17 protein-coding genes are annotated in these 21726 nt (G+C 45.3%); 12 read left to right on the top strand and 5 right to left on the bottom strand.

Features of this window, described 5'->3' with window-relative positions:
- The first annotated feature begins 132 nt into the window (after positions 1-132).
- Together OH455_RS13155 and OH455_RS13160 are read left to right on the top strand one after the other, a co-directional pair.
- The gene (locus tag OH455_RS13155) at positions 133-1128 is read left to right on the top strand and encodes a GGDEF domain-containing protein (protein ID WP_269981715.1); all 996 of its coding nucleotides are present in this window, start codon (positions 133-135) and stop codon (positions 1126-1128) included.
- 71 nt (positions 1129-1199) lie between these two features.
- Positions 1200-1418, top strand: a complete 219-nt coding sequence (locus OH455_RS13160; protein WP_269981716.1) for a zinc ribbon domain-containing protein — start codon at positions 1200-1202, stop codon at positions 1416-1418.
- On the opposite strand, the gene xseA is transcribed toward OH455_RS13160, so the two are convergent.
- A complete protein-coding gene (gene xseA, locus OH455_RS13165; protein ID WP_269981717.1) occupies positions 1415-2746 on the bottom strand; it encodes an exodeoxyribonuclease VII large subunit in 1332 nt (443 codons plus the stop codon). The genes OH455_RS13160 and xseA overlap by 4 nt on opposite strands.
- A gap of 231 nt (positions 2747-2977) precedes the next feature.
- Here xseA and guaB point away from each other — a divergent pair, with 231 nt between their 5' ends.
- The 4 genes from guaB (at position 2978) to OH455_RS13185 (ending at position 8933) form a co-directional block, all read left to right on the top strand.
- Entirely contained in the window at positions 2978-4441 is a 1464-nt protein-coding gene (gene guaB / locus OH455_RS13170; RefSeq protein ID WP_269981718.1) for an IMP dehydrogenase, read from the top strand.
- 127 nt (positions 4442-4568) lie between these two features.
- Positions 4569-6122, top strand: coding sequence for a glutamine-hydrolyzing GMP synthase (gene guaA, locus OH455_RS13175; RefSeq protein WP_269981719.1), 1554 nt, complete (start codon positions 4569-4571; stop codon positions 6120-6122).
- Between the two features lie 310 nt (positions 6123-6432).
- Entirely contained in the window at positions 6433-8088 is a 1656-nt protein-coding gene (locus OH455_RS13180) for a chitinase (RefSeq protein WP_269981720.1), read from the top strand.
- A gap of 254 nt (positions 8089-8342) precedes the next feature.
- Positions 8343-8933, top strand: a complete 591-nt coding sequence (locus OH455_RS13185) for an acetate uptake transporter (protein WP_269981721.1) — start codon at positions 8343-8345, stop codon at positions 8931-8933.
- A 121-nt stretch (positions 8934-9054) separates the two neighbouring features.
- On the opposite strand, the gene OH455_RS13190 is transcribed toward OH455_RS13185, so the two are convergent.
- Both OH455_RS13190 and OH455_RS13195 read right to left on the bottom strand, forming a co-directional pair.
- Positions 9055-10596, bottom strand: a complete 1542-nt coding sequence (locus OH455_RS13190; protein ID WP_045976533.1) for an alanine/glycine:cation symporter family protein — start codon at positions 10594-10596, stop codon at positions 9055-9057.
- A 282-nt stretch (positions 10597-10878) separates the two neighbouring features.
- Entirely contained in the window at positions 10879-12132 is a 1254-nt protein-coding gene (locus OH455_RS13195) for a D-amino acid dehydrogenase (RefSeq protein ID WP_269981722.1), read from the bottom strand.
- Between the two features lie 103 nt (positions 12133-12235).
- Here OH455_RS13195 and OH455_RS13200 point away from each other — a divergent pair, with 103 nt between their 5' ends.
- Together OH455_RS13200 and OH455_RS13205 are read left to right on the top strand one after the other, a co-directional pair.
- Complete coding sequence (locus OH455_RS13200) at positions 12236-13132, top strand: LysR substrate-binding domain-containing protein (RefSeq protein ID WP_269981723.1); 897 nt, start codon at positions 12236-12238, stop codon at positions 13130-13132.
- A gap of 93 nt (positions 13133-13225) precedes the next feature.
- Complete coding sequence (locus OH455_RS13205; protein ID WP_045976530.1) at positions 13226-14203, top strand: ion channel; 978 nt, start codon at positions 13226-13228, stop codon at positions 14201-14203.
- Here OH455_RS13205 and OH455_RS13210 read toward each other — a convergent pair.
- Positions 14200-14751, bottom strand: coding sequence for a hypothetical protein (locus OH455_RS13210; RefSeq protein WP_269981724.1), 552 nt, complete (start codon positions 14749-14751; stop codon positions 14200-14202). The two genes, OH455_RS13205 and OH455_RS13210, sit on opposite strands and share 4 nt — an antisense overlap.
- A gap of 116 nt (positions 14752-14867) precedes the next feature.
- Here OH455_RS13210 and OH455_RS13215 point away from each other — a divergent pair, with 116 nt between their 5' ends.
- Together OH455_RS13215 and OH455_RS13220 are read left to right on the top strand one after the other, a co-directional pair.
- On the top strand, positions 14868-16136 hold the full coding sequence (locus OH455_RS13215; RefSeq protein WP_269981725.1) for an O-acetylhomoserine aminocarboxypropyltransferase/cysteine synthase family protein: 1269 nt from the start codon (positions 14868-14870) through the stop codon (positions 16134-16136).
- A 455-nt stretch (positions 16137-16591) separates the two neighbouring features.
- Positions 16592-17563: a chemotaxis protein gene (locus OH455_RS13220; protein ID WP_206370557.1), complete on the top strand. Its 972-nt coding sequence runs from the start codon at positions 16592-16594 to the stop codon at positions 17561-17563.
- Here OH455_RS13220 and OH455_RS13225 read toward each other — a convergent pair.
- Positions 17560-18324, bottom strand: coding sequence for a 1-acylglycerol-3-phosphate O-acyltransferase (locus OH455_RS13225; RefSeq protein ID WP_269981726.1), 765 nt, complete (start codon positions 18322-18324; stop codon positions 17560-17562). The two genes, OH455_RS13220 and OH455_RS13225, sit on opposite strands and share 4 nt — an antisense overlap.
- A gap of 669 nt (positions 18325-18993) precedes the next feature.
- Between OH455_RS13225 and OH455_RS13230 the strand changes: the two genes are divergently transcribed.
- The gene (locus tag OH455_RS13230; protein WP_269981727.1) at positions 18994-21360 is read left to right on the top strand and encodes a S8 family serine peptidase; all 2367 of its coding nucleotides are present in this window, start codon (positions 18994-18996) and stop codon (positions 21358-21360) included.
- Between the two features lie 9 nt (positions 21361-21369).
- Positions 21370-21717, top strand: a complete 348-nt coding sequence (locus OH455_RS13235) for an ATPase (RefSeq protein WP_269981728.1) — start codon at positions 21370-21372, stop codon at positions 21715-21717.
- Positions 21718-21726: the final 9 nt, after the last annotated feature.

Raw genomic sequence — 21726 nt, forward strand, 5'->3', positions numbered from 1 at the left:
AAGATCTTTAGCCCATAATATGGATGTAAACTCGATAATCAATTATTCGCTGTGGTAGTGTGGTTAAGGTCTGATGATAAAATCGCCTAATAAGTTACCTTTTCTGTTAATAATTAATAATGAGTCAGCCTTATGAGTTATCACCGACTTCTGCACGCTCACCGAGAAGTCAATAAGTTGCTCACCAAGCTTGCACTGGGTATGGGGAAAGCAGAACTCAATCGTCGAGTGGTTGATCTTTCCGAGCATTGGTTTGGTGAACGTCGTGCTTCTATCTTACGTCTGGATGAATCGACACAACGATTATATTTGGAATATGCGCCTAGTTTGCCTGACTTCTACAATCAGGCGATAGAAGGTATTGAAATTGGCGAAGGTGTGGGTTCTTGTGGTGCAGCGGCGTTTCTTAAACGAACCGTTGTGGTGAAGGACATTAATGTTCACCCGAATTGGGCGCCTTTTCTCTCTATAACGAAAAAGGCTAATTTCCGTGCTTGTTGGTCTGTGCCTATTTTGGCCAATGACCAGACCGTGATGGGAACATTCGCGATTTACAGCGCTGAACCATCTCAGCCAGGTGAAGAGGAGCTAGAAGTACTCGAAATGTTGGCTTCTCTCTATGCGGTAGCATGGGAAAAATATCAACTTGAACATCAACTGCATTATCACGCCAGTTACGATTGTTTAACGGGCTGCTTGAATCGACGTGCTTTGTTGCAACGTGCATCAGATTGCCTGAACACTAACTTGACGTATATGGCATGTTTTTTTGCTGATATTGATAAGTTCAAGCAGATCAATGACAAGAATGGGCATGAAGCAGGGGATGTCGTGTTAACAGCAGTGGGTCACACCTTCAAACACTGTTTTTCACAGTCAGGTATGAGTGGGCGCTATGGTGGCGATGAATTTGTCGCGTTTGCGTTTTCAGATAATGAAGAATCTCTTCGGGCTCTGTATACCGAACTAAGAGAAAGTTTAGCGGAGCTTACTCCTCTGCATACAATTGAAGTTAATGTGAGTGTTGGCCTGTCGATTGTGAAGATTGAGCGACTAGATTCTATCGAGTGTTTGATTAAACAAGCGGACAAGCAGATGTATCAGGTTAAGCATCATCATGGAGAATGACTTAGATCATAGTGCCATGATTCCCACAGAATATAAGCTATCAGCAGAAACATCGACTGAGAGAGTTTAATATGAGCCCGTGTCCAGTATGTCAAAAAGAGCTTGAGTGGCAAGGTCACTACCACTGCAATGAATGTGCGAATGATTACATTAAGGTTGGTTACTGCCCTGAGTGTCAATGCAAGCTGGAAAAACTACAGGCTTGTGGTTCCGCCAGCTACTTTTGCCATACTTGTAACGAACTAAAGTCGAAGTCCAGAGTTGCCTTCCAGTTTATTAAACAGACTTAAACGACGGTAGAGCGTATCTCGCCATCAGATAAACGGGTGACCAGAGTATCACCTGTTTTTGTCTCGCCCACGTTAGTCAGAACCTTACCAGAGGTATCTTGAGTAATGGAGTAGCCACGTTTTAACGTCGCAAGTGGGCTGACAGTATCGAGTTTCTCGACAGCAAGCGCGAGTTGGTGGCGAGAGTTAAGTAGTTTTCTGCTCATCGCATCCATTAATGTTTGTTCTAATCGCTGTAATGCTAATTTCTGCTCGCTCAAGCGTGTGAGTGGAGAGTGAAGCTGTAGCTTGTATTGTTGGCGTTCAATTTTTTGATGATGTACTGCAAAGTAGCGTTCTATCGAACGCTCGAGACGAAGTGACAGTTCATCAAGTTGTTGGCTTTGTCGCTGTAGCTGATGAGTAGGGTGGTGGCGCTCAAGTCTATGCAGTAACGTTAAACTAGCCTGCTTATGTTTGGTGAGATAATGGCGAATTGAGCTCTGCAGTCTGTGCTGACGAGTATTGAATGCCTGAGCTTTATGGCTATTATCTCGGCTGACTAATTCCGCTGCGGCCGATGGAGTCGGTGCGCGCATATCGGCAACAAAGTCGGCGATAGTCACATCAATTTCATGTCCAACAGCACTGATTATAGGTATCTGACTGGCTGCAATCGTGCGTGCGACAATTTCGCTGTTGAAGCACCAAAGATCTTCCAAAGAACCGCCACCACGGCCAACTATCAAAACGTCACATTCGTTGCGACTATTCGCGCAACCTATCGCTTGTGCGATCTGAATAGCGGCGTCCTCTCCTTGAACCAATGTTGGATAAACCACAACAGGTAACGAAGGATCACGTCTCTTAAGGACATCAAGAATATCGAATAGGGCTGCGCCTGTTTTAGAGGTGACTACACCAACGCGTTTGGGATGCTCTGGCAATGACTTTTTGTTGGTTTGGGCAAACAGTCCTTCCCCCGCCAGTTTCATCTTCAGCTCTTCAAATTGCTGTTGAAGTCTGCCATCACCTTCGGGCTGCATACTTTCAATGATCAGCTGATAGTCACCACGAGGCTCATAAAGAGATAAACGTGCTTTGACTAAGACTTGATTGCCGTTTTGCGGTTTGAAAGTAACGCGACGATTGTTACCACGGAACATGGCACATTTAACTTGAGCGCGAGAGTCTTTTAGAGTGAGGTACCAGTGCCCAGAAACAGGCGAAGAGAAGTTTGAGATTTCACCGACCAACCACACAATGCCCATTTCATTTTCTAGTAACAGACGGACTTCAGCATTAAGACGAGAAACGGTGAAGATGTTTTGATTGGTCAGAGAAGACACAGCTAATCCCGTAGACGTGGGTATGGAAATTAGCGGCAATATAATACATAGCAAGGGGGTAATTGCAAGAAAAAAATTAAAAAAACTTGTGGTCAAGCGATTGCGTTAGCCGTATAATCCGTCCGCAATATCTAATCCAAATGCAGCCTAGTATCTCTGCTAACTGCCCTCATTATGCGAAACGATGAGACCGGATTGTTCTTTTACTCCTCTAATTGTGAGATATTGCAAATGCTAAGAATTGCCAAAGAAGCGCTGACATTCGACGATGTTCTGCTAGTGCCAGCACACTCCACCGTTCTCCCAAACACAGCTGATCTTCGCACTCAGCTGACGAAAAACATCACCCTTAACATTCCGATGATTTCTGCCTCTATGGATACCGTGACGGAAGCTCGTCTGGCTATCGCCCTAGCGCAGGAAGGCGGCATTGGCTTTATCCACAAAAACATGTCGATTGAGCAGCAAGCTGAAATGGTTCATCAGGTCAAGATTTACGAAGCGGGCGTGGTATCACATCCGGTTACTGTAAACCCTGATGCAACAATTGCAGACGTTGTCGCTCTAACAGAAAAGCATGGTTTTGCCGGTTTCCCTGTCGTAACGGATAACAAGGAGCTAGTGGGTATTATCACTGGTCGTGACGTTCGTTTCGTAACCGATCTTTCTAAGAAAGTTGAAGTCGTTATGACACCTAAAGAGCGTCTGGCGGCAGTAAAAGAAGGTGCTACTCGTGAAGAAGTGCAAGAAAAAATGCATGAAGCGCGCGTAGAGAAAGTACTGGTTGTGAACGATGAGTTCCAACTAACCGGTATGATAACAGCAAAAGATTTCCATAAAGCAGAGCGTAAACCAAACGCATGTAAAGACGAGCAAGGTCGCCTACGTGTAGGTGCAGCTGTTGGTGCGGGCGCGGGTAACGAAGAGCGTGTTAAGGCACTCGTTGAAGCTGGCGTTGACGTATTGCTTATCGACTCTTCACACGGTCACTCTGAAGGGGTGCTTAACCGTATTCGCGAAACTCGCGCGGCATACCCTGAACTCGACATTATTGGTGGTAACGTAGCGACGGGTGCTGGCGCTAGAGCATTGATCGATGCCGGTGTAAGCGCAGTGAAAGTGGGTATTGGCCCTGGTTCTATCTGTACCACTCGTATCGTTACTGGTGTTGGTGTACCTCAAGTTACCGCTATTGCAGACGCAGCAGAAGTTGCCAATGAATACGGCATTCCAGTTATTGCAGATGGCGGTATCCGTTTCTCCGGTGATATCTGTAAAGCAATCGTTGCTGGCGCATCATGTGTGATGGTCGGTTCAATGTTTGCGGGTACTGAAGAAGCTCCGGGTGAAGTGATTCTATACAACGGTCGTTCTTACAAAGCTTACCGTGGTATGGGTTCACTAGGCGCTATGTCTCAAGGCTCTTCTGACCGTTACTTCCAGTCAGATAACGCAGCAGACAAGCTAGTGCCAGAAGGTATCGAAGGTCGAATCGCATACAAAGGCCGCTTAAAAGAGATCGTTCACCAACAGATGGGTGGTCTACGTTCAAGCATGGGCCTTACAGGCAGTGCAACCGTTGAAGATATGCGTACTAAAGCTGAATTCGTACGTATTTCAGGCGCTGGCATGAAAGAGTCTCATGTACACGACGTTCAGATTACGAAGGAAGCACCAAACTACCGTCTGGGTTAACTTGTTACTTTTGTAAAAAATAAAACCTATTTACCTGACGTAAACGTTTGCTTTTTCCTTGAAGCATTAATAAGAGGCGAGTACACTCGCCTCCGTTTTAATAACCTAGCTTATAAGACTGCTCAAAATGACTAAAAATATTCATGACCAACGTATTCTGATCTTGGACTTCGGTTCTCAGTACACTCAGCTAGTCGCGCGCCGTGTACGTGAAATCGGTGTGTACTGTGAACTGTGGAGCTGGGACGTTGAAGAAGCGGATATTCGTGAATTCAATCCAGACGGTATCATCCTATCTGGTGGTCCAGAAAGCGTAACGGAAGACAACTCTCCACGCGCGCCTCAATACGTATTTGACTCTGGTGTGCCAGTACTAGGTGTATGTTACGGCATGCAAACTATGGCTGAGCAGCTAGGTGGTAAAGTTGCTGGTTCAACCGAGCGTGAATTCGGCTACGCACAAGTCAAAGTTTCTGGTGAATCGGCACTGTTTAAAGATCTTGAAGCAACTCAAGACGTGTGGATGAGCCACGGTGACAAAGTGGTAGAAATTCCAGCGGACTTCGTAAAAGTCGGTGAGACAGACACTTGTCCTTATGCGGCAATGGCCAATGAAGATAAGAAATACTACGGTGTTCAGTTCCACCCTGAAGTAACGCACACTAAACAAGGCAAGCAAATGCTTGAGAACTTTGTTCTTGGCGTATGTGGTTGCGAGGGGCTTTGGACTTCTGAATCGATCATTGAAGATGCCGTTGCGCGTATCAAAGAGCAGGTAGGTGACGACGAAGTCATCCTAGGCCTGTCGGGCGGCGTAGATTCATCTGTCGTTGCGATGCTGGTTCACCGTGCAATCGGTGACAAACTAACTTGTGTATTCGTTGATAACGGTCTGCTTCGTCTAAATGAAGGTCAGCAAGTTATGGATATGTTTGGCGATCAATTCGGTCTGAACATCATCAAAGTTGACGCAGAAGAGCGTTTCCTTGCAGCTCTTGAAGGTAAGTCGGATCCAGAAGACAAGCGTAAGACTATTGGTCACGTATTTGTCGACGTATTCGATGAAGAATCTAAGAAGCTGAAAAATGCGAAGTGGCTTGCTCAGGGGACTATCTATCCAGACGTGATCGAGTCGGCGGCCTCGAAGACGGGTAAAGCACATGTAATCAAATCTCACCATAATGTTGGCGGTCTGCCAGACGATATGGAGATGGGGCTTGTTGAGCCACTACGTGAGCTGTTCAAAGATGAAGTGCGTAAGATTGGCCTAGAGTTAGGTCTGCCTTACAACATGCTTTACCGCCATCCATTCCCAGGCCCTGGTCTCGGGGTTCGTGTTCTTGGCGAAATCAAGAAAGAGTACTGTGACTTACTACGTCGTGCTGATGCTATCTTCATTGAAGAGCTACATGCTGCGGACCTTTACAACAAAGTATCGCAAGCGTTCACAGTATTCCTACCTGTACGCTCTGTAGGTGTAATGGGCGATGGCCGTAAATACGACTGGGTCGTCTCTCTACGCGCCGTTGAAACGATCGACTTCATGACGGCACATTGGGCCCACCTACCATACGATTTCCTTGGTAAGGTATCCAACCGTATTATCAACGAAGTTGACGGTATATCGCGTGTGGTTTACGACATTTCAGGTAAACCACCAGCGACGATTGAGTGGGAATAATCCTGTTCGTTGATGCAAAACGCTAAAAGCCAGCCTTCGGGCTGGCTTTTTAATAGTTTGAGTATCTTACAGTCTTTCGTACCTAAAAATTCCTATTGTTCGCCGATGATGGCAGGGTTATTGAATTCTACGTCAGTGAATTATTGAGTGTTTTTGAATCCAAAAGACATTTTACTGGCTTTGACCGTTTCTTATTGCGTTGTAACTCCAAAGTGACTCGCAACTTCACATCAGCCGTGTTTATTCACCGTGATTCTTAATCTGACTTTTTCTAATCTCTTTTCAGTTTTATAAAACAAGGAAAAGTGAGATGAAGAAAGTAAGTTACTTGGCCGCCGCTTTAGCTTTGGCCGCCATATCGTCCAGTTGGGCGATGAGCAATATTCAACCTGACCCGCAGAATCCGAATGGTTATGTGGTTGCCCGCGCTGATATTCAGGCGGCAGAACAAGCTCAAACTTCCGACCCTATGTACCAGATATGGTCTCAGGCACTTACCACTGCAATGAATAGCGTTGTTGAGGCGATTGAGCCTAACCTTGCCACTAATCCGGATAACGTTAAGCGTGCTGAACGTGTGTTTCCTCAGGCAGAATGGGACTTTCTGACTAGTATGGCTGCGCCTGAGTACACTTATACACGCTTCTTGCGTGCGATTGGTAAATTTCCCGCATTCTGTGCTGAGTATACTGATGGACGAAATTCCGATGCGATCTGTAAACGGTCGATCGTGACGGCATTTGCTCACTTTGCACAGGAAACAGGCGGGCATATTGCCAAAGATAATGTGTCGGATAACCCCTTAGGCCTTGAAGAGTGGCAACAGGCGTTAGTGCATGTACGCGAAATGGGCTGGTCAGAGGGCCAAGAGGGTTACACGACGGGCTGTGGCCAGAACGATTGGCAAAATAAAAAATGGCCGTGTGCAGCAGGGCAGGGCTATTTTGGACGCGGTGCTAAACAGCTTTCTTATCACTTTAATTACGGCGCGTTCTCCGAAGCGATGTTTGATGGAGATGCATCCGTCTTGCTCAATAACCCAGGTTTAGTTGCAGACTCTTGGCTGAACTTAGCGTCAGCGATTTGGTTTTTCTTAACGCCACAAGCACCAAAACCAGCCATGTTACACGTGATTGATAAAACGTGGTCACCTTCTCAGCGTGAAATTGAAGCGGGGATTGGCTATGGCTTTGGCACCACGATTAATATCATTAACGGGGGGATTGAGTGTGGTGAACAGAATAAAAATAAAGGCCAGCCTGTCAACCGCATTAGATATTGGCAAGGGCTGTCGTCTTATTACCAGATTCCAATCGAAGCTGATGAAAAGAGCACCTGCTGGCAACAAACCCCATACGGTAGCCTTAACCTAAATGGTGCAACCGATGTTTTATATACCAACTGGGATGGCAATTGGAAGTACTATGCCGATCGTCCGGGAGGTTATTCCTTTGAGTGTGAATTAGTTGGATTCCAGACCGCATACTCTGCGCTGGTACCGGGTGACTACGAAAAATGTGTGACTAACTTGTACGGCTCTCACGCAAGTTGGCCTGAAGTACGTGTTGTTGACCAGCTAGACCCAGTTGACCCTGAACCAGGTACAGGAAAGATTTGGAGTGCCATTAAAGTCTACGACACGGGTGATGAAGTCAGCCATGAAGGGGCGACGTATAAAGCGAAATGGTGGACTCAGGGTGATAATCCTAGTGCTGGTGGGCCATGGGAATTAGTTTCTGGGACGCCAACAGATCCAACTCCGGAGCCTACGCCAGAGCCAACCCCGAATCCTGATCCAACACCAGTTCCTGATAACTTTATTCAGTGGCAAGCTGGTGTAACTCAGGTTGCCAACGGCGATAAAGTTACTCATGAGGGTAAATGTTTTGTCGCCAAAAATGGCCCAGGTAGTTGGGATACGCCAACCCAGTCTAACTGGTTCTGGGATGAAATCTCTTGCCAGTAATGTAAAAGGCTCATGACTCATTGAACTAAGCTCCTGCAATAAGCAGGAGCTTTTTATTTGTGGCGACTGAGAGGAGCAATGAACAGCGGTCTCAAGTTGCTGATTGTTTTATTGATGGTGGAACTTGTCGTTGTGTCTAAGTTTATAGAATGGTTTTCGGAATCTTAGATTGCACATTCCGGATCTATCTTTTTTATCGAACGGAACTAAACTTCGCGCGTAAATTTTATTAATTTTTTTGAAAGGTGTGTGAAATGTCAACAAAACTGGCTAACCCCGCTCCACTTGGTCTGATGGGTTTCGGTATGACGACCATCCTGCTAAACATTCATAACGCAGGCTTCTTCCCAATTGATTCAATGATTTTGGCAATGGGTATTTTCTATGGTGGTCTGAGCCAAGTGATTGTCGGCATGATGTGCTTTAAACGTGGTGATACGTTTGGGACTACCGCATTTACTTCTTATGGTTTATTTTGGCTCACACTGGTTGGCTTGATTGTTATGCCTTACATGGGGTTACCGGCAAGCCCAGCACACTTCATGGGTTGGTACTTAGCTTTGTGGGGCATCTTCACGGGTTTCATGTTTATTGGCTCGCTTTGCTACCCAACAGCGAAGCAAGTGGTTTTCGGCTCGTTAACTATTCTATTTTTCTTACTTGCCGCACGTGATTTCACTGGTAGTGAGCTGATTGGCACAATTGCAGGTTTTGAAGGCATTTTCTGTGGCGCAAGTGCAATCTACTTCGCGATGGCTCAAGTACTGAACAACGAATATGGCCGCACGATTTTGCCGATAGGTGAGAGAAAAACATCAGCGGCAACGGAAGCTGTTGCAGCGTAAAGAGTATTGCTTGCATGGCTAATTGCCGTGTTAGAAATATATTTGGGAACATAAGATGAAAGGGGTTAGCCATAGGCTAACCCCTTTTTTTACCACTGCTTTTTTATCTTAGATATCCACACTAGGTTGAAGGTTGTTCAACAGGTTTGGACTCTTCTTCTACTGCTGTAGGCTCTTTGCCTGTCTTACGACGGTATTTATCTTCCCAGTAATCTGCACCTTTGATGCCTAGTTTTACAGGGTTGAACGTGTACTCTTTCACACCTTGTTTCTGCTGCTCTTCGTAGTCATTTAGTGCCTTGAGTGCTGGCTTCGCCATGAAGAAGATAATCAGAATACCAATAATGTTTAGCCATGCCATCAGGCCAACACCTACGTCACCCATTGCCCATGCAAGGTTTGCAGTCTTAACTGTACCGTAGAACACAACTGCAATAAGTGCCAATTTCAGTACGAACATCAAGCCGTTAACTTTGATGTGGCGACGGATATAGGCCACATTTGTTTCCGCAATGTAGTAGTACGCAAGGATGGTTGTGAAAGCAAAGAAGAACAATGCGATCGCAATGAACGGCTTACCAATACCCGGTAATGCACTTTCAATTGCCATCTGAGTGAAGACAGGGCCGTTCGCTGCAATGTCCGCTGCTACGTTCTGAACTAGGAAGCCTTCTGCACCGTGTACGTTGTAAGCACCCGTGATGATAATCATAAATGCTGTCGCCGAACATACTAGTAGCGTATCGATGTAGATAGAAAACGACTGCACAAGACCTTGCTGAGCTGGGTGGTCAACACTTGCTGCTGCAGCCGCGTGAGGACCTGTACCTTGACCCGCTTCGTTTGAGTAAACACCACGTTTAACACCCCAACCGATTGCCGCACCAACACCTGCCATAGGTGTGAACGCATCACCAATGATCATTGAGAATACGCGCGGTACTTCACCGATGTTTAGAAGGATGATGATGAAGGCCGTTATGATGTAAGCCAGTGCCATGAAAGGAACTACAATCTGAGTGAAGTTCGCGATACGCTTAACACCACCGAAGATGATGAAGGCTAGGATTACGGAGATAACAGTACCGGTGAAGATTTTCGCAAAGCTGAATGTGCCGATCGCTGTCTCGATCATTGCACCTGAGCCAAACGCTGCTTCCACCGCATTACCAATACTGTTTGACTGAACACCTGGTAACAGGAAGCCACAAGCGAAAATAGTCGCGATAGCAAAGATCCACGCGTACCACGTCTGACCCATTGCTTTCTCAATGTAGTAAGCAGGACCACCGCGGAATTCGCCGTTATCTTCTTCTTTATAAATTTGAGCGAGTGTAGATTCTGCATACGCTGTTGCTGCACCAAAGAATGCCACAACCCACATCCAGAACACCGCACCAGGTCCACCGAAACCAATAGCTGCTGCAACCCCTGCGATGTTACCTGTACCTACACGTCCAGAAAGTGAAACGGCGAGTGCCTGGAAAGAAGAAATGCCCTTGGACGAGCTTTTACCTGAAAGAAGTAAACGCCACATTTCACTAAAGTGACGAACCTGCACGAATCGCGTCATGATTGAGTAGAACAAGCCAGCGCCAAGACACAAATAAATTAGTGCCGGACTCCAGATGATTCCATTCAGAAAATCAACTAATGACTGCATAAGTATTTTCCCTGTTTTGTTTTATAATGGTTGTTTTCTGAGCAGGATATTAACCTTTTTGTAACTCTATTGTTAACCAATTTATACTTTAAAGTTTGTTTGCGTGAGCTTAGGCACAAAATGCTAAATAAATGTTAACGGTTGGTGTTATTGTGGGGCGGAATTTTGAATTGCCTGAGAATTGAATTGATATGACTAAAATGACAGCGCAATTAGAGCTGTGAGCTGTGTTTGGTAGGTCATTTTTTGTACTGTTAATTTTATTTATTGTAGCTATTTCTACTATTTTTCATATCGATGAGTACTTAGCGCTTTATATTGATGGTTATCCGCCCTCGTGATTACCTCTGTCAGAATATCGGCTGATCCACAAGCCATGGTCCAACCTAATGTACCATGACCAGTATTAGTGAATAGATTAGCGATTTTGGTAGCTCCAATGATGGGTGTCCCGTCAGGTGTCATTGGACGGAAGCCTGTCCAGTATTCTGCTTGAGTTAAATCCGTGCCTTGAGGAAATAGGTTAGAAACGACATGATTTAAGGTCGCGAGTCGCTTGTCTGGCAGAGTTGGGTCAAATCCGGCCAACTCGGCTGTACCAGCGACGCGTATTCTGTTTTCAAATCGTGTGACCGCCACTTTGTATGTTTCATCCATGATGGTCGATTGCGGAGCAAAGTCATGGTTGATCACAGGTAAAGTCAACGAATAACCTTTTACTGGGTAAAGCGGAATGTCTATTCCGACTTGTTCCAGAAGTTTTTTTGAGTAACTGCCCATCGCCACCACAAATTTGTCAGCTTCGATTTCACCCTGTAATGTCGCGACAGAGGTGACCTGATTACCTTGAATGTTCAAATGCTGGATCTCAGTGTTAAACAGAAACTCGACGCCTGCGTGCTCTGCCATTGCCTGCAGTTGCTGGCAAAATAGGTAACAATCTCCAGTTTCGTCATCTGGCAGGTAGAGTCCGCCAGTCAAAGTGCCTTGAATATTCGCTAGCCCTGGTTCCTGAAGTAGGCATTCCTTGGCATCCAGTAATTGATAGCGAGTGCCACTCTCTTCCAGCAGCGTAATGTCCCTCTCAATGGCTTCTAATTGTTTGTGGTTGCGGAATATTTGTAGCGTCCCTTGAGTGCGCCCCTGATAGTTGAGGTCATACTGTTGGTTTAACTGCGCTAAACACTCTCGGCTACGATTAGCAATCGCTAGCATTCGGGCTTTGTTAATTCGGTACCTGTCCAGCTGGCAATTTTTTAGCATTTGACTGGCCCAATGGAGGAGCTCTGGACTGAGGTTAGGTTTGATTTTTAACGGAGCATGTTTTTCTAATAGCCATTTCATCGCCTTGAGTGGTACACCAGGTGCAGCCCAAGGGGATGAATAACCGTAGGAAATCTGTCCGGCATTAGCAAAACTGGTTTCTTCCGCAGCGCGCGGCTGACGATCAATCACCGTGACTTGACACCCAGCCTGCGATAAGTACCAAGCACTGGTTAAACCTACGACACCACTGCCTAAGACAACGACTTTCACACTCAAACCCTCAATTAAACGATTTTTCCAAGCATGGTGGATTTACATTTGATTAACAATCGATAAGAATTAACAGTACTGTATAGAAAAACTAAAAGCTTTTATGAAGTCTGTTCTGCTCAATGGTATCAATCTGGTATGCACCGTCGCGAAGCACAGCAGTCTGACTAGTGCTGCCCGTGAGCTCAATCTCACTACGGGTGCGGTCAGTCAGCAGATTCAATTAATCGAAGAACGTTTAGGTTTTAACGTATTCGAACGCCATGCAAGAGGTATTCGTCTGACTGAAAAAGGCGATAAGCTAGTTCAATCAGTGACACCACATTTGCTGGCAATCGAGGAAAATACCTACAAATTGACGCATGTTAGCGACAGTAAGCAGATACGGCTTAAACTGACCCCCTCTTTGGCCTTCAAATGGTTGGTGCCACGTTTGGATGATTTTCAAAAGCGCCACCCAGACATTCAGATCCACACATTTGCGGAAGGTGCTTTGGTTGACAGCGATAGCAGAGATTATGATGTTGCCATCGATTATGGACCACTACCCTATAAGTTACCCGATGCTGAACTCTTGATGGAAGAGTCTCTGCTTCCGGTAATGAGTTCAGAGTATTTTCGTCATTTTTCTCATCTTAAGTTGTCAGGCAGTGCGCAAGAATGGCAACAAGTGACGCTGCTTCATGATGCTATGCCATGGAAAGATTCTGCCAAAGACCATGAATGGCACTTTTGGGCACAACAGCATGCACTCAAATTTGAAACACATAGTGGACACTTCTTTAATCGCACTGATATGGCGATGTCTGCCGCAGAAGCGGGTTTAGGAATAGCGCTAGCACGAATGGCTCTTTTAGGAGATGAGCTTTATCAAAAAAGATTGGTCGCACCATTTCCCGCAATCCATGCCAATGCGGGCTACTTTATTATTACCCACCTAGATAATCCCCATACCCGACTATTTAAAAGTTGGCTGAAACAACAAGTTCTTAATGATTAAATTGTAAATTGCGTTTGCGAGAGCATATGCACCCACTACACTTAATGAAGTCAGTAAGCGTCAGTTTGCTGACTTGCTTATGGGGCAGCGCATATGAAATCTACACAAGGCCAATGTAGCTATCAAAATCCTGATGGCTGGTGCTGCGATCAACCGTGTGGGGAGTCAGGACTTTGTTACTGGCATGATCCCAAAGTCGATAAAAGCAAAGATAAGATTAAAGACAAGGTTGAACAATGGGCCGCAGCGGGTAAACCTCTAGACGGATTTCAGTTGGCAAAAACAGACTTGGTTGACATTAATTTGGTTAATCGAGGCAGTAAAGAAGGCTTTTCATGCCGCAATGTGGACTTTTACCGCGCGGATTTGACTGATGCGCATTTTTTCGGTCTTGATTTACGTGGTTCCTCTTTGATGAAGTCCAAGATGTTGGGAGCAAACCTTCATTGTGCAAAGTTAGATAATTGCAATTTGCTGGGGGCCGAACTTAGCCGAGCTAAGCTTGAAAATGTTGAGTGGGGAAAGTTCCTTAAGCAAGAGCTGCAGGCCAAGCAGGCTCGCAGAAAGCGTGAATACAAACAAGCTGCCTCCTTGTATCAGGAAGCGGAAGAAGTATGTCGCAATATCCGGAAACAGTGTGAAAAACAGGGATTATTTGAAATGGCGGGCGATTTCTTTAAACGAGAGATGCGCTTCCGTCGCTATCAAATGCCTAAGTTGAGTATCAAGCGAATCGTATCTAAGGTTGTTGATTTGTTCTGCGGCTACGGCGAAGATCCAATGCGTGTCGTTGGTTTTTCTATCTTTTTGATACTGGTCTGCGCTATGGCATACTTCTTTCTCGACACAACAGGGGCACATCCGATATATGAGGGCCTAAGTGGCTGGCAGTTCTACTTGTTTGAATTTCTTAATTCACTCTATTTCAGTGTGGTTACCTTTACCACTCTCGGTTACGGGGATATCTCTCCAGTCGGTTTCGCCAGGTTTATCGCTGCCTTTGAAGCTTTTTTAGGCAGCTTTACTATGGCACTGTTTGTGGTGGTCTTTGTCAAGAAAATGACACGTTAGAGGCTGCGATAGTGTTGTACTAACCAGTTTTCAGCATCGATCTCATCTGCTTTAAACTGGTTGGAAAAGTGCTCGATCAGCGCAGATAAATACTCGCTAGAGTCACACATGGTATCAAACAATAAGTCTTGGGAAGCGGCTAATGGCCCAGCCTGAGGCTTTGCTTTTGCCGCTAGTAGCACAGGAACCATATACCGTGCTTTGTTGAGAGGGGTGAGATCTTTCAACTGTCGGGCTAACTGATGAACCTTGGTTATCGAGTCCGCCTGATAGCTGTTACTCTCAAGTTCAAGTTGAATAACAAATACGATCCCACGATAAAGCACCACGGCGTCAATCTCTTCACTCTCTAACCCCATTGGTAAACGTAATATCACTTGTCCTGCTAAATGTGGCAGCGCTGTTAGTTGCTTTCGCAACAGGGCTATCTTGTCTTGCCACATTTGCTTCGCATCTGGCGTAAGCAGTGAGAGGTCCGCTATGTTGACCGTGTCGAGTTGGTGACAAAAGGCACAAAGAGGCGTGTTTAGTAGAATCTTCTCAGTCATGGTTTTCAAGGGTTTAGTGTGAATACATTCACAATATGGTTAGGTTTTGAACACAACGTGGATATTTATTGATAAGACATTAATTCCACATTTACTCGCTTGCCCAAGGAAGGTATATGAAAGACGAAACCTTATCAATTCACTTTGGTTATGAAACTGACCCAACCACCAAGTCTGTCGCGACGCCTATTTACCAAACGGTTGCCTATGAGTTTGACAACGCTCAGCATGGTGCTGACTTGTTTAATCTTGAAGTCCCCGGGAATATTTACACCCGCATTATGAATCCGACCAATGACGTGTTGGAAAAGCGGATGGCTGCTTTGGAAGGAGGTGTCGCTGGTCTGGTTGTTAGCGCGGGAAGTGCGGCGATTAACTATGCGATTCTCACTTTGGCACAGGCTGGAGATAATATCATTTCTACACCACAGCTTTATGGTGGGACTTACACGCTCTTTGCGCATATGTTGCCTAATCAAGGCATTGAGGTAAAGTTTGCTAAAGACGATAAGCCTGAAAGCCTTGCTGAATTGATCGATGAAAACACCAAGGCTGTGTATTGTGAAAGTATCGGTAACCCAGCCGGTAACATCATTGATCTAGAGCGAGTAGCAGAACTTGCTCATGCTCAGGGTGTGCCTGTTATCGTCGATAATACAGTTGCTACGCCAGCGCTTTGTAAGCCAATCGAGTTTGGTGCTGATATTGTTGTGCACTCACTGACTAAGTATGTTGGCGGCCATGGTACAACGCTCGGTGGCATCATTATTGACTCCGGTAAGTTCCCTTGGGCGCAGCACAAAGCCCGTTTCCCTGCTTTTAATCAGCCAGAACCATCTTACCATGGTGTAGTGTACACTGAAGCGTTTGGTGAAGCGGCTTTCATTGGTAGAGCTCGAACAGTGCCATTACGTAACACTGGAGCTGCGTTGTCACCAATGAATGCCTTTATGTTGATACAAGGTTTGGAAACATTATCATTGCGTATGGAACGTCATACAGAAAATGCGCTCAAAGTTGCCGAGTTCCTTAACCAGCACGACAAAGTAAGTTGGGTAAGTTACGCAGGCTTGACTGCCTCAGAGCATTATCCGTTGGCCGAGAAGTACATGAAGGGAAAACCCTCTGCGATTCTGTCGTTTGGTCTTAAAGATGGTTACCAAGCTGGGGTGCGTTTCTATGATGCACTGAAAATCTTTAAGCGACTGGTCAATATCGGTGATGCCAAATCTTTGGCTTGCCATCCTGCTTCAACCACTCACCGCCAGCTTAGCGAAGCTGAGCAGAAGCAGGCGGGTGTTTCACCTGAAATGATCCGACTTTCAGTCGGCATTGAGCATATTGATGACATTCTTGCCGATTTAGAACAGGCGCTCAGATCTTAATAGCCGAGGCACTGGGAAGTCCCAGTGCTGTCTGCCAGATCTTTTTATTTTCACTTTCTACATTGGTTTAGTGATAATTGATTCAACAATTTGTTCGTGTTGCCGTTATAGTAGTGTAGACATAGAGTTCACTAGTTTATACAGACACTTACTAGTATTTTTTTTCCAACAGCAGCTAGCCTCAGAAAGCAATTCTTGTTGGTTTAATGAAAGTTCATCACTCGGGGCTTATACTAGGAGAGGTAACCAGTGGTTCATCATAGTGTGAGCAACTCAAGAGCTTGCCATTATATTGATGAATTGTTCTGGTATTTATATTGATAAATGAGATAGTTTTACTTTCGCCTCAGCATCAACGAAAAATACAAAACCCGAGGCGGTAGATTAATGGTAGCTACGCAAATTAAAATTATGTGCGTAAGTGTGAATAATACCGGGAATGAGTAAAATCAACTATGAGCGTTTCAAGCAGTACAATTCTTACAGAAAGCGGCACCAACGAACTTGAAATCATTGAATTTCATTTGGTCAAACAGATGCCAGATGGCTCGAAAAAGACGTGTTACTACGGCATTAACGTTGCTAAAGTCCGTGAAGTAATTCAAGTGCCAGAGACCACAGACTACCCTAATGCTCAGCCACATATGGTCGGTGTCTTCTCTTCCCGTGACATTCTTACTCCATTAGTGGATCTAGCTGGCTGGTTAGGTGTGCCAACCAGTACAGACGTGGAGAAGAAGTTTGTGATTGTCACAGATTTCAACCGCATGACTAATGGCTTTCTGATTGACAGCATTAGCCGCATTCATCGCATTTCGTGGAATGATGTCGAGTCCCCAAGCCAATTCCTTGAAGCTGGTGAACAAGACTGTGTGGTTGCGGTAGTACGCAAAGATGGCAATCTGATCATGATCCTAGACTTTGAGAAGATTATCGCTGACATCAACCCTGAGCTGAGCATGGAAAAATACGATGTCAAAGTAGATAAAAGCGTCGATCTCAACCAGAAAATGGTATCCAAACGTAATGCGAAGACGGTTATGGTGGTGGATGACTCGGCCTTTATTCGCAGCTTGATCCAGGACACGTTAAGTTCTGCGGGTTATAACATCATCGCATGTAAAGATGGCGGTGAGGCACACGAGAAGTTAATGGAAATTGCGGAAGTGGCTAAAAAAGAAGAGATATCCGTGACTGAGTTGGTCGATGCAGTGGTAACTGATGTTGAAATGCCACGAATGGATGGCATGCACTTGGTCAAGCGTTTACGTGACTCCGAAGCATACAAAAAATTACCCATTGTGATGTTCTCGTCGCTGATGAGCGATGATAACCGTGCCAAAGCTCTGGCGTTAGGTGCGAATGACACTATCACCAAGCCAGAGATTGGCCGTATGGTCGCGCTGATGGATCAATACGTTCTCTAGTGCCCTCGCTGCTCCGCTGTGAGCGGCTTACTGCTTTGTGCTTCGAGTTGGGCAACTTCGTTGTCCAGCTCTTTTATTTTCGTCGCCATTAGGTTATGACAGTGCTCTGCGAGCTTTCTAGCATCTTCAAGCTTATAGCCAGATACATCAATGGGTTCAAGCATTTCAGTTATCACGACACCATTACGCCGGCGGTTGAGCTTAATCTTTTCATGGGTTGTGCTGACACACATAGGTGTAATCGGGACTCCCGCTTCAATCGCCATGCGGAAGGCACCAGTTTTAAACGGTAGTAACCCTCGACCTTTGCTGCGTGTTCCCTCGGGGTAAACCCAAACGGATAGATCTCGTTGATGAATAGCTTCTGCGACTTGTTTGATAGTATCGCGTGCCTGTGACTTGTTTTCTCTGTTAATCAGTATGTTGCCAGTAATCCAGTAAAGTTGGCCAAAGAAGGGGATCCAGAGTAAATCTTTTTTCCCCAAGGATACGGTTTTTGGGCGGAGCATCCCCGGCGCTGTGACAAAGTCGTACACACTTTGATGATTAGAAATATATACGCTATTGACTGGCGTTGGAGCTCTATCTAGTCCACGTTGTATTAATTTGAGCCCAATGAGTTTGTGTAACTGATTAAACCAACGGCAGAAGAAGTAGACATGCTTTGGATTTCTTGGGCTGAACAAGCAGTACACCAAAGCAAATAGAGTCATCAAGACAATGAAAATCGCAGCCAAAATCAAGCGAATAATACCAAGCAAAACACTTTCCCTCTCTAGTTCGAGTACGTTATGAAACCGATAGAAGCGATTCGGTTTAAATTAGAGTTTTCAATCTATTTAACTAAATTGCAATAAAAATTGAGTTCAGATGGGATGAGTTTCATCGAGATTTTGCTATCTATAACTAAATGATCGGGTTATTGGTGAGTATGGTAACTACGCCTTCAATCTTTGAGCAGAATATGCATTGGACAGAGAAACTATTCAAATGGTGAAGCGATCGTGGTTGGAAGCGGTTATTTGTTATTTGATGAAGCATCAGCGAAGTTTCTTTGCCCTAGTTACTCTGTTTATTTACCTTACTGATTAATTTGGCATTTATGCTTTCTCCTAGATTTGTGCGGTACTTTTGTTAGCTGAAACCGTTATCAACGCCTCTTAATTTTTTAGAATAAATACTCAATAAATCTATTTATAAATTCAAATTAACTTATTAACTAATTGCTTTTTAAGCCTTTTTATTGACCTTTATATGTTAACCAAAATTGTTGTTTAGTTGATTTTTTGCCTGTTTGTGAATGTTTTATTTTATAAAATATTGGATATTTTATAAGCATAATTTATAGCTAATGTTCTCTTGAGTAGTTATTGGAATGACTGTTCATGAGAATAAAGTGAATAATAATAGCTCAAAAAGGATCAGAGCAAATGCACAACATGATAAATAAAACCAAAGGGATGTTCGTCCTATCGTCAATCACAGTGGCTATGGCTGGTGCTACGTCTGCGTTTGCAGCGTCGCCAATGGGCTTTAATGAGGCGGATCTCCCGACTAAATATATAGTCAAGTTCAAAGAAGATGCACCCGCACCATTCTCAATGGCTCGTTCAGTAGTGGCTCCATCGAAAACGCGTGAAGCGGTATTAGATGAAGTGAAAGCTAGCAAAGTAGAAAAACTGGGTAACCAAGCGCTTTACAGTGTCGAAATGGATGACGGTGATCTGTCGGCACTGCGTGAAAATAGCCAAGTTGAATATGTTGAGGTTGATCCTCCCCGCTACCTATTAAGCGAAACGACACCTTGGGGCTTTAATGCCGTCAATGCACAACTATTGAATGACTCCAATGCGGGGAACCGTACTGTGTGTATTATTGATTCAGGTTACGACATCAGTCACAACGACCTGAGTGGCAACCGTGTGCAGGGCACCAACGATAGTGGAACCGGTTCGTGGAGTGCTCCCGGCAACAATAACGCCCACGGTACTCACGTCGCAGGTACTATTGCTGCGATTGCTAACAGTGAAGGCGTCAAAGGCGTGATGCCAAACCAGAACGTGAATCTGCATATCGTTAAGGTATTTAATGAAGCGGGTTGGGGCTACTCTTCAAGCTTAGTGAAGGCGATTCAGACCTGTGCAGATAACGGCGCTGATGTCGTCAATATGAGCTTAGGTGGTAGTCAATCGAGTAGAACAGAACGTAATGCACTTCAATCATTATACGATGACGGTGTTCTTCTGATCGCTGCGGCAGGTAACTCGGGAAATACAGCGCATAGTTACCCAGCATCTTACGATTCTGTGATGTCAGTAGCGGCTGTGGACAACAAAAATCAGCATGCTGCTTTTTCTCAGGCGACAGATCAAGTGGATATCGCAGCGCCAGGTGTTGCAGTGCTTTCAACGGTGACTGTCGGTGAAGGTGTGCTGGCAGATATTACGATTAATGGAGTGAGCAACTTCGATCGCGGTGTGGTTCCGCACAACCGTAAAATTCTGAGAGTCCCGGCTGATGTTAATAATCCATACAAATCCGATCCAATTGCAGGCACCGTTACTGCACCTCTTGCGGCTTGTGATATCTCTTCAGGTAGCTACAACTGTGGTGACATGTCAGGCAAGATCTGTCTGACTGAGCGTATTGAAAATCAAGCCACAGGGGTTCGCCCAGAAATTAACCCAGTTAAGGCGTGTTACAGCGCAGGCGCAAAAGCTGCGATCGTATACAGTAACCAAGCATTGTCTGGTTTACAGAACCCATTTGTACTTGATGATAACGACGACTATCGTATGGTTTCTGTCACAGTTGATCGTCAATTTGGTCTCGAAATGGCAAGTCAGTTGGGTCAAACGGTAACCGTTAAGACCACTCAAGGTGAAGACTACGAGTACTACAACGGTACATCTATGGCGACACCACACGTAGCTGGAGTTGCGGGGTTAGTCTGGAGCTACCACCCAACTTGTACGGCACAACAAATACGTAAAGCACTGACAGCATCGGCAACAGATATCGATTCTGAAGGTCGTGACAACCGTACAGGTTACGGTCTGGTGAATGCAGATGCCGCGAAGACTTATTTAGATTCTGGCTGTAATGGCCCGATAGAACCAAGTAAAGTTCTTGAGAATGGAGTAGCAAAAACGTCGTTATCTGGCGGAAGCAAATCGAGTACGATTTACACGTTCGAAGTCCCTGCTGGTGCTACTCAAGCTACCTTTAACCTAAGTGGTGGTACTGGGGATGCGGATATGTATGTGCGTTTCAATGGTACGCCTAGTACAGGTACCCATGATTGCCGCTCATGGGAGCAAGGCAATGGTGAAAGTTGTTCACTGAACGTAAGTTCTGCAGGTACCTATGAAGTATTGGTATACGGCTACTCGGCGTACAGTGGTGCATCTCTGGTTGCAACGCATAATGGTGCAGATTCCGGGAACCAAACGCCGTCAAGCTTTACTAACTCAGAGACTATAGTGATTCCAGATGACAACAGCGTGGGTGCTACGAGCTCACTGGATGTATCACGTTCTGGTGATGCGGGTACGGTATCGGTTGAACTTGACATCAGTCATACCTACATTGGTGACCTTCGTGTGACGCTAACGTCTCCGACGGGTGGTCAGGTGACACTGCATGACAATACGGGTAGTTCGGCAAACAACATCAAGGAGACTTACCAAGCTGATTTCAGTGGTTTTGAATCTAAAGGAACCTGGACGTTGAACGCAGTTGATAGCGCTAACCAAGACACGGGTAGCATCAATAGCTGGACACTATCATTTCAATAAGGAGTGAGTATGAAGAAGCAGATATTAAGGTCATTGCCAAGTGCTGGCGCTCTCAGTCTATTGGTCGCGACTTTCTCTGCCATTGCAATGGCTGGGAACCCAGCGTTTCCCCCAGTGGATGATAGGCCTGCACAGGCCGCGGCAGAGCAACCACGATTCTTTGTAAAGTATCATGAAGGCAAAGAACAACAAGCTAGAGAGCTTCTTCATTCGAACGGTATTGACGTTATCGATGTACTCGATAATCAGCAGGTGATGGTGGTGTCGGCCACTCAGGAGCAAATCGATAAGTTGAGTAATGACAAGCTGATTGATTATGTTGAGCCTGAGCCTATCCGGCGTCTATACTCACAGTAAGCAACGCGC

The sequence above is a fragment of the Vibrio sp. T11.5 genome (assembly GCF_027587155.1).
GTDB classification, from domain to species: domain Bacteria; phylum Pseudomonadota; class Gammaproteobacteria; order Enterobacterales; family Vibrionaceae; genus Vibrio; species Vibrio neptunius.